This window comes from Photobacterium nomapromontoriensis, assembly GCF_050336815.1.
Taxonomy (GTDB): domain Bacteria; phylum Pseudomonadota; class Gammaproteobacteria; order Enterobacterales; family Vibrionaceae; genus Photobacterium; species Photobacterium nomapromontoriensis.
Genome location: NZ_JAKJSL010000066.1, coordinates 22,800 through 29,476 on the forward strand (window position 1 = coordinate 22,800; position 6,677 = coordinate 29,476).

Sequence of the window (6,677 nt, forward strand, 5' to 3'; positions counted from 1 at the left end):
GGCTATAAAGGAAATCATCCTGATTCAAAAATTTGGAGGCGTAGCAAAGGGTGTAGATGCTTTTTGAAATAAATGCTGGTGGTTACTGCTAACCACCAGAAAATATCCGTTATGAAACTGTGTACTTAGATAAGTGCTCGGCAACATAATCGATAAATACCCGCAGACGCGCCGGCATGAATTTGGTCTGAGCGAACTGTAGTGCAATATCACCTTGATAATTGCCCTTGATAGTCCAATCCTCCAATACCTCTTTTACCGTCCCTTCCGCGAGGGCTTGCTTGATGACAAAATCGGGGAAAATACCAATCCCTAATCCATCAATCACCCCTTTTAAGCGCATCTGAGAATGGTTAACGGCATAGCGGCCTTTGACCGTAATGCTATGCGCATCCCCATCTTTGACAAAGTCCCAGATATGGTCAGTGGCGGTTTCGCCAAGATAGATACAGTCGTGCCCGGTCAGATCTTTAGGATGATGCGGTGTGCCACGTTTGAGCAGGTACTCAGGGCTGGCACACAGCGCCAAGCTGACGGTTCCCATGTGTTTAACCACTAAGCCTTCTGTTGGCTTCTCTGTTAATCGAAACACTACATCAATACCGTCTGAGATTAAATCGATGTCACCATCGGTGGCTTTCAGTTTCAACTCAATATCGGGGTACTGGTCGAGAAAGGGTTTTACCATCGGTTGCAGCACGATGCTTAAAAAGGCTTTCGGGGCAGCAACCGTTAAAGAGCCAGACGGCGTAATATGCTCAGAACTGGTGAACTCAACCGCTTGCTTGGTCGCTTCGATCAGCGTACTGCATTGATTGTAGATCCCCTTGCCTGACTCGGTGATCACCAGCTTGCGCGTGGTACGTTCAAGGAGTTTCGCAGAGAGGGTGTGTTCCAATCGAGAGAGCTGCTTGCTTAGAGCGGATGGCGTTACCCCTAACTTTTTGGCGGCAGCGGTAAAGCTGCCTTCGTCAACCACGATCTTAAAAACAGCCAGCTCTGGCATAAGGGCAATGAGTTTATTTGTGTCCATAGTTCAACAGTCCTTTTCCAGGGGAGGGGATAATAGTCTGAACGGGTTATGATTAAAATGGTTCAAGTCTAAAGATCCTGTGAAATGAACATTTTTTATCAGGTAAATCGCCTAATCTGTGTAATAGAAAGATGACTTAGGTGAAAAGTGACCCTACAGCAGAAACCAATACTGGTGATTTTGTTTTGAACATCGGTATTAGGAATAAAAATTATTGAGAGGAACATCATGTCTGCCGCATTTTATGATCAAATTAATCAGCAAATTGAAGAAGTAAAAGCTGAAGGTTTGTACAAATCTGAACGTATTATCACATCTGCCCAGAAAGCAGCGGTTTCTATCAATACTGGCGAAGAAGTACTGAACTTCTGCGCGAATAACTATTTAGGCCTGGCTAACCATCCTGATCTTATCGAAGCAGCTAAAGCCGGTATGGATCAGCACGGTTTTGGTATGGCATCAGTGCGTTTCATTTGTGGTACGCAAGACGCGCACAAAGCGCTTGAGCAGAAGCTTTCTACTTTCTTGGGAATGGAAGACACCATTCTTTATACCTCTTGCTTCGACGCGAACACCGGCCTGTTTGAAACTATTCTTGGCGAAGAAGATGCGATCATTTCTGATGCACTAAACCACGCTTCTATCATCGATGGTGTGCGTCTGTGTAAAGCAAAGCGTTTCCGTTACTCAAACAACAACATGCAAGAGCTTGAAGCTCAGTTGATTGCGGCTAATGAAGCGGGTGCCCGCCATAAGCTTATCGTGACCGACGGTGTGTTCTCGATGGACGGTGTGGTTGCTAACCTGCCAGCAATCTGTGATTTGGCTGATAAGTACGACGCACTGGTAATGGTTGATGATTCTCACGCGGTGGGCTTCATGGGACCAAACGGTCGTGGTACACACGAGTATCATGACGTGATTGACCGTATCGATATCATCACCGGTACTCTAGGTAAAGCCATGGGCGGTGCATCAGGCGGCTATACTGCAGGTAAGAAAGAAGTGATTGACTGGTTGCGTCAGCGTTCACGTCCGTACCTGTTCTCTAACTCTGTTGCCCCTGCAATTGTTGCGGCGTCACTGCGTGTACTTGACCTGCTTGCAGAAAGCGGTTCGCTACGTGATCAGCTATGGGACAACGCCGCGCACTTCCGTGCACGTATGGAAGGCGCAGGCTTCACAATGGGTGGGGCTGACCACGCAATCATTCCAATTATGTTGGGTGATGCAAAAGTGGCGGCTGAGTTTGCTGAGCGCGCATTGGCTAAAGGTATCTACGTGGTAGGTTTCTCTTTCCCAGTGGTACCAAAAGGTCAGGCGCGTATCCGTACTCAGATGTCTGCCGCACACACCCGTGAGCAACTTGATAAAGCCATTGATGCGTTTATCGAAGTCGGTCACGACATGGGTATCATCTAACTCTATCGTCATGCATCGCCCTCTGGTGTTGTTGACGACAAAGGCTTTCTCCAATCACTGACAGGCGTCAGTTCATGGATGAAAGCCTTCTTGTCGCCGAAATCATTTAGATAGAGATATACCCCGGCATTAATCGCCACAAAAACAGACAACAGATTTCTTTGCTTCGCATGGCGCGGGGCAGTAGTGAGAAAATACAATGAAAATGAAAGCGTTATCAAAGCTAAAGCCTGAAGTTGGCATTTGGATGACAGAAGTGGACAAGCCCGTGCTTGGCCACAACGATTTGCTAATCCGCATCAAGAAAACCGCAATTTGTGGTACCGATGTGCATATCTACAACTGGGACGAATGGTCACAGAAGACGATCCCTGTACCAATGGTTGTCGGCCATGAATACGTGGGTGAAGTGGTCGGCATCGGCCAAGAAGTGCGTGGCTTTGAGCTGGGAGATCGCGTATCAGGCGAAGGCCATATCACGTGTGGTCACTGCCGTAACTGCCGTGGCGGTCGTACTCACCTTTGCCGTAACACCACAGGTGTGGGTGTGAACCGCGAAGGTGCGTTTGCTGAATACCTAGTGATCCCTGCGTTTAACGCATTCAAAATCCCTGCTGGCATTTCTGACGATCTCGCATCAATCTTCGACCCGTTTGGTAACGCAGTACATACCGCACTGTCGTTTGACCTTGTGGGTGAAGATGTGCTGATCACCGGTGCAGGCCCAATCGGTATCATGGCAGCAGCGGTTGCTAAGCACGTTGGCGCTCGCCACGTGGTGATCACTGACGTGAACGAATACCGTCTCGATTTGGCACGTAAAATGGGCGTATCCCGCGCAGTTAACGTGGCTGAAGAGAAGCTAGAAGATGTGATGGCTGAGCTGGGCATGACAGAAGGCTTCGACGTGGGCTTAGAAATGTCAGGCGTACCATCGGCATTCAACAGCATGCTGTCTTGCATGAACCACGGTGGCAAAATTGCACTGCTAGGTATTCCACCGTCAGACATGGGTATCGACTGGACACAAGTGATCTTCAAAGGCTTGGTGATCAAGGGTATCTATGGTCGTGAAATGTTTGAAACCTGGTACAAGATGGCAAGCTTGATTCAATCAGGTTTGGATCTAACGCCAATCATCACCCATCACTACAAGATTGATGACTTCCAAGAAGGCTTCGATGTGATGCGCTCTGGTATGTCAGGCAAGGTTATTCTTGATTGGGAATAATTCCTCGGTTGAGATTGATTGAATAATTGAACGGGTCATCATGGCCCGTTTTTTATCTTTAAATTTTGCGGAAAGCGATGTAGGCCGACACCCAAACTTATGGAGCTTATGACGCTTTAGTTGTGGCCGATCATTCGGCAAATAATGGAATGTAACGCTAAGTAATCTTAAAAGTGTGATATCAAACTGATGATGAAAATGTAGAACGTGGTATATGGAATGATTCTACAATTTGTCCGACGTGTGTTTTTTATATTCCTTATTATCAATGCCTTAGAGTATGTGTTAGCATCTGCTAATGGTGATATGTAGAATTGTAATGTAGAACAGTTCCATATATAAAGTTGTTATATGCCAGTTTGTCTCCTGATATCTAAAATAATTGAATATCTCCTACCGTATATACATACAGCCTTAGTTTTTATATTAACTATGTTGTTGTTTTTAAAAATTTCATGAGATAATCGACTTTAAGCCAAAAGGTTAATCTTAAAGGAATGAAGAATCGTATGAAGGTAGTTAGTTTTGTAAATATGAAAGGTGGTGTTGCAAAAACAACGTTATCTATAAATGTTGCTGATTGTATGGCCACTAGGCACGGTTTAAAAGTTCTAATTATAGACTTAGATCCTCAATTTAATGCAACTCAAGCATTAGTGCACGGTTCTGATTATGTTAAGCACATTGAAAGTGGGGGCCACACGATCGTTGATGTATTTGATGATAGCCCTAGAGTGCAAAACAGTTCAGTAAGAGGTGAGTCACCTATAGAACCAATTGCCTTGGAAAATATTCTGCCAATGCAATATAAAAATAACATGTATTTACTGCCAGGAGCTCTTGATCTATATCGCCTAGATATGTCGGCGGGTCAAGGTAGGGAGCACCGACTGAAAAGATATATTAATACTATTAAAGAATTAGGACAGTATGATCTAGTCATTATTGATACCCCTCCAACACCTTCTACTTGGATGTCGGCAGCTCTAATAGCATCAGATTATTATTTGGTTCCGGTTAAACCTGAACCTTTATCGGTGACTGGTATTGATCTATTGAGAAATGTGATAAACAGAGTTAAAGAGAATTACTCTCTGTCGATTGAATGTCTTGGTGTTGTGTTAACTATTGTTGATGAAAGAGAGACTGTTTATAAAAACGCTAAAGACTACCTTGATTCTGCTAGCTTTTGGAAAGGAAAACGATTTAACAAATCGTTATTGAAGCGTACAGAAGTAGCTAGACTTCAAGGAAACCAAAAACTAATTTTAGATACAGGTGACCCAAAATTAAAAATGGCTATAGCTGATATTACTAAAGAAGCGTTGAAGAAATTAGGATTGGAGGATTAGGATGAAAAATAAAAAAGAATTAAAGACACTTCTACGTTTTTTAGAAGAATTCTCTTGGCTAATGGACAGTTATTCAAAAATAGACTTTAAAAATGCCGCATCTTTAATTGAAACTGCGACTAACGAACAATCTGATGCCAAAGATGCAGTAGGGAACTACGAGTCTAAAAATCCTAACAAACACTTTTTAGTTGGAGTTTTGCCTGCGTTATTTCTTGATTCAGATCTTTTTAAACGTAACCAAGATATAGCTGATTTTTCGAAAAGTGTATTAGGTATTGAGTTAATTAGGTTTAGTCGCAGTTCAAGGGCTGATGTTATTGGCAGAGTTATTTGTTCGACAGTTGAATTAGACGATGAAAAACTTGATGTTTTAGTTAGAGCATTGGCGGTTCTTGCTGGTAATAAAGAAAGAACAAAACAAATACTACGAAATAAAGACGATAATGATTTTAACTGGAACATAGTAATCAACGAACTTTCTTCGAGGTAAATGTATGTCTACTAGGTTGATACAAGAAGACTTTGAGCACTTAAAAGTATTCGTGGCAGATTATCAATTGCCAAAAGCAGATAATATTGAATACTTTAAAAATTTAAAAAGAACACATAAGGTTTATTTTTCAGTTTTAGAGCTTCATTCTGTATGTAAAGGTTTAGACCCTTTAAAAGGTGACTTAAATTCTACATTTGGAAAGTATTTAGGAGAGTCAATTTCTGAGCTTGGAAGTTCATTATTTGTATCTCTTCATGGATGCTATAAGGGAAGTGATCAAATTTTGAGAAGTGCAATCGAAAACTTTCTTAAAGCAATTGGGAGCACTGTACATCCTGACATTGCTTCTATCAAAAATACTTACGAAGTGATAGAAAAAGCAGAGGATGCTAATGTATTTAAAACTAAAGAAATAAAAGATAAATACAGAAAACTTAAGGGGTTATACTCAAAGCTTTGTGCGTCAGTGCATACTGCAACAGAGTCGAATATGCAAAATGTTGGAGCCTTAGGCTATTTCCCTTATTTTGAAGTAAAATCGTCTACGCAGTTTATGACTAATTATATTGATGTGGCTAGTTCAATCTTGGATATTTTATGTTGGAAATATAGGGTCGAGTATCCAAAAGTCCATTATAAAAGTAAAGATATAATTGATGTATCGCTATCTAGAAATATTAAATCAATGATTTACTCTGGTGAATTATCAACAGCTTGATGTTAATTACCCTGATGTATTCGTTTAGTTAAACGTGAATTGGCATATAACAAATGCATCAACACGATTTACTACACTCGGCATCTCAGGTTGTCGGGTGTTTCTCGTTTTAATGCGTCAATATTAAGTATAATTGCATAGTAGTAAACGTGTTATGCAGGCGCTGACGGATCCCCTCATAATTTGCCCAGCCCTTCGGTGTGAGTGAGTCGTTGATATTCAAGCATTGCCCATTGATATTGGGAGTCGTTAATTTGATATCGTCGATGAACTCGAACTTCCCGCCCAAGTCGTGGTATTGATAGGACTCTCCGGTGCTTGATGCTGTTAGCTTGAAAGTCAAAATGCCACTTTGCTTGTGCAGCCGCTAAACCATTCCACCACATTAAAATTTCAGCCAGTAACGCAATGAGCAGCAATATGTC

The 6,677-nt window shown here is 42.2% G+C and carries 6 protein-coding genes and 1 pseudogene; 5 read left to right on the plus strand and 2 right to left on the minus strand.

The window, feature by feature from the left end:
- Window positions 1–109: 109 nt before the first annotated feature.
- Entirely contained in the window at window positions 110–1,033 is a 924-nt protein-coding gene (locus L4D12_RS23980; protein ID WP_428450348.1) for a LysR family transcriptional regulator, read from the minus strand.
- Between the two features lie 228 nt (window positions 1,034–1,261).
- On the opposite strand from L4D12_RS23980, the gene L4D12_RS23985 reads away from it, so the two are divergent.
- The 5 genes from L4D12_RS23985 to L4D12_RS24005 all read left to right on the plus strand — a co-directional run bounded on the left by L4D12_RS23985 (window position 1,262) and on the right by L4D12_RS24005 (window position 6,252).
- Entirely contained in the window at window positions 1,262–2,455 is a 1,194-nt protein-coding gene (locus tag L4D12_RS23985; protein ID WP_428450349.1) for a glycine C-acetyltransferase, read from the plus strand.
- Window positions 2,456–2,654: 199 nt separating this feature from the next.
- On the plus strand, window positions 2,655–3,686 hold the full coding sequence (gene tdh, locus L4D12_RS23990; protein ID WP_428450350.1) for an L-threonine 3-dehydrogenase: 1,032 nt from the start codon (window positions 2,655–2,657) through the stop codon (window positions 3,684–3,686).
- 497 nt (window positions 3,687–4,183) lie between these two features.
- The gene (locus tag L4D12_RS23995) at window positions 4,184–5,038 is read left to right on the plus strand and encodes a ParA family protein (RefSeq protein WP_428450351.1); all 855 of its coding nucleotides are present in this window, start codon (window positions 4,184–4,186) and stop codon (window positions 5,036–5,038) included.
- Window position 5,039: 1 nt separating this feature from the next.
- A complete protein-coding gene (locus tag L4D12_RS24000) occupies window positions 5,040–5,531 on the plus strand; it encodes a hypothetical protein (RefSeq protein ID WP_428450352.1) in 492 nt (163 codons plus the stop codon).
- A gap of 4 nt (window positions 5,532–5,535) precedes the next feature.
- Window positions 5,536–6,252: a hypothetical protein gene (locus L4D12_RS24005; RefSeq protein WP_428450353.1), complete on the plus strand. Its 717-nt coding sequence runs from the start codon at window positions 5,536–5,538 to the stop codon at window positions 6,250–6,252.
- Window positions 6,253–6,428: 176 nt separating this feature from the next.
- Here the strand turns inward: L4D12_RS24005 and L4D12_RS24010 are convergent.
- Window positions 6,429–6,677 (minus strand): annotated as a pseudogene (locus L4D12_RS24010) (IS4 family transposase); the annotation flags it as partial.